Here is a 2309-nt window from a genome sequence, read left to right as displayed (position 1 = left end):
GGAAGATCTGACCGTCGGTGATCGAGATCACGTTGGTCGGAACGAACGCGGAAACGTCGCCAGCCTGGGTTTCGATGATCGGCAGAGCGGTCAGGGAACCGGTCTTGCCAGTCACGGCGCCATTGGTGAACTTCTCAACGTACTCTTCGGAAACGCGGGAAGCGCGCTCCAGCAGACGGCTGTGGAGATAGAACACGTCGCCTGGGTAGGCTTCACGGCCTGGCGGACGGCGCAGCAGCAGGGAAATCTGGCGGTAAGCCACTGCTTGCTTGGACAGATCGTCATAAACGATCAGCGCGTCTTCACCGCGGTCGCGGAAGAATTCGCCCATGGTGCAACCGGCGTACGGTGCAATGAACTGCAGTGCAGCGGATTCGGAAGCGGAAGCCGCGACCACGATGGTGTTAGCCAACGCGCCGTTTTCTTCCAGCTTGCGTACCACGTTGGCGATGGTCGATTGCTTCTGACCAATGGCTACGTAGACGCACTTAATGCCGCTGTTCTTCTGGTTGATGATGGCGTCGATGGCCAGAGCGGTTTTACCGATCTGACGGTCACCGATGATCAGCTCACGCTGGCCACGGCCAACCGGGATCATGGCATCGACCGACTTGTAACCGGTTTGCACCGGCTGGTCGACCGACTTACGCCAGATCACGCCCGGCGCAACCTTCTCAACCGCGTCGGTAGCGACGTTGTTCAGCGGGCCTTTGCCATCAATTGGGTTACCCAGTGCGTCGACAACGCGACCCAGCAGTTCCGGACCAACCGGAACTTCGAGGATGCGACCGGTGCACTTGGCGCTCATGCCTTCGGCCAGGGTGGTATAGGCACCCAGGACAACTGCACCGACGGAGTCTTGCTCCAGGTTCAGTGCCATACCGTAGACACCGCCCGGGAACTCGATCATTTCGCCGTACATAACATCGGCGAGACCGTGAATGCGCACGATACCGTCGGAGACGGACACGATGGTGCCTTCGTTACGGGCTTGAGAGGCGACATCGAGTTTCTCGATACGCCCCTTGATGATTTCACTAATTTCGGAAGGATTGAGTTGCTGCATAGCTCTGCTGCCCCTTCAAACTCAAGATTTCAATGCTTCGGCCAGCTTCGCGAGTTTGCCACGAACTGAGCCATCGATAACCAGGTCGCCGGCGCGGATCACGACACCACCGATCAGGGTGGCATCCTCCGCGGCGTGCAGACGCACTTCTCGGCCGAGCCGTGCACTGAGAACCTTGGCGAGTTTGTCTTGCTGTTCATCGCTCAATGCGAAGGCACTGGTAACGTCCACGTCGATCGACTTTTCCTGCTCGGCCTTGTACAGCTCGAACAGTTCAACGATCTGTGGCAACAGGGCCAGGCGATCGTTTTCAGCGACGATGTGAATGAAATTGCGTACCTGGGCGTCGAACTTGTCACCACACACGTCAATAAACGTGGTGGCCTTGTCTGTACTCGTCAAACGCGGAGCCTTGAGCATGCTCTGCATGGTGCCGTCTTGCGACACCGCTGCAGCCAGGCCGAGCATGGCTGACCAATTGGCCAGCTGCTGGTGGGCCTGGGCATACTCAAAGGCAGCCTTAGCGTAAGGTCGGGCCAGCGTGGTCAGTTCTGCCATGATCGCGCCCCTCGCTTAAATTTCGGCTGCCAGTTTGGAAACCAGCTCCGCATGCGCGTTTTGGTCGATAGATGCGCCCAGGATCTTCTCGGCACCGCTAACGGCCAGGCTACCCAGTTGGGCACGCAGCGCGTCTTTGACACCATTCAGTTCCTGCTCGATCTCGGCCAGAGCCTGGGCCTTCACACGGTCAGCTTCGACACGGGCCTGTTCACGGGCTTCGTCGACGATCTGGGTACCGCGTTTCTTGGCTTGCTCAATGATCTCGGCTGCTTGGCCTTTGGCTTCGCGCAGTTGTTGACCCGCTTTCTCTTGGGCCAACTCCAGGTCACGAGCCGCACGGCTAGCAGCGTCCAGGCCGTCTGCGATCTTCTTCTGACGTTCTTGCAAAGCCGTAATGACCGGAGGCCACACGTACTTCATGCAGAACAGCACGAAGATGAAGAAGGCAACGGACTGGCCAATCAGGGTTGCATTAATGTTCACGCCAACACCTCGCTCGTTCGTTGTCCATCAAACCAATTCACTCGTAAATCGAGTGAATTAGCCTGCGATTTGACCAACGAAGGGGTTCGCGAAGGTGAAGAACAGTGCGATACCAACACCGATCATGGTCACGGCGTCGAGCAGACCGGCGACGATGAACATTTTCACTTGCAGCATCGGAACCATTTCCGGCTGACGC

Annotated in this window: 4 protein-coding genes; all 4 read right to left on the bottom strand. The window is 57.9% G+C overall.

The window, feature by feature from the left end; translation table 11 throughout:
- Positions 1 to 1066 (bottom strand): F0F1 ATP synthase subunit alpha (atpA, locus tag Q8O69_RS21995; RefSeq protein WP_305594591.1); only part of this gene is annotated, 1066 nt, incomplete at its 3' end.
- 21 nt (positions 1067 to 1087) lie between these two features.
- Entirely contained in the window at positions 1088 to 1624 is a 537-nt protein-coding gene (locus tag Q8O69_RS21990; RefSeq protein ID WP_090378664.1) for a F0F1 ATP synthase subunit delta, read from the bottom strand.
- A gap of 15 nt (positions 1625 to 1639) precedes the next feature.
- A complete protein-coding gene (locus tag Q8O69_RS21985; protein ID WP_275960033.1) occupies positions 1640 to 2110 on the bottom strand; it encodes a F0F1 ATP synthase subunit B in 471 nt (156 codons plus the stop codon).
- Positions 2111 to 2167: 57 nt separating this feature from the next.
- The coding region (gene atpE, locus Q8O69_RS21980) for an ATP synthase F0 subunit C (RefSeq protein WP_305594593.1) at positions 2168 to 2309 on the bottom strand (142 nt) is incomplete at its 5' end.

Origin of the sequence: Pseudomonas sp. (assembly GCF_030690725.1) — a bacterium.
Taxonomy (GTDB): Bacteria; Pseudomonadota; Gammaproteobacteria; order Pseudomonadales; family Pseudomonadaceae; genus Aquipseudomonas.
The sequence above is the reverse complement of the archived record's forward strand: the minus strand, read 5'-3'. Positions and strand labels throughout refer to the sequence as shown.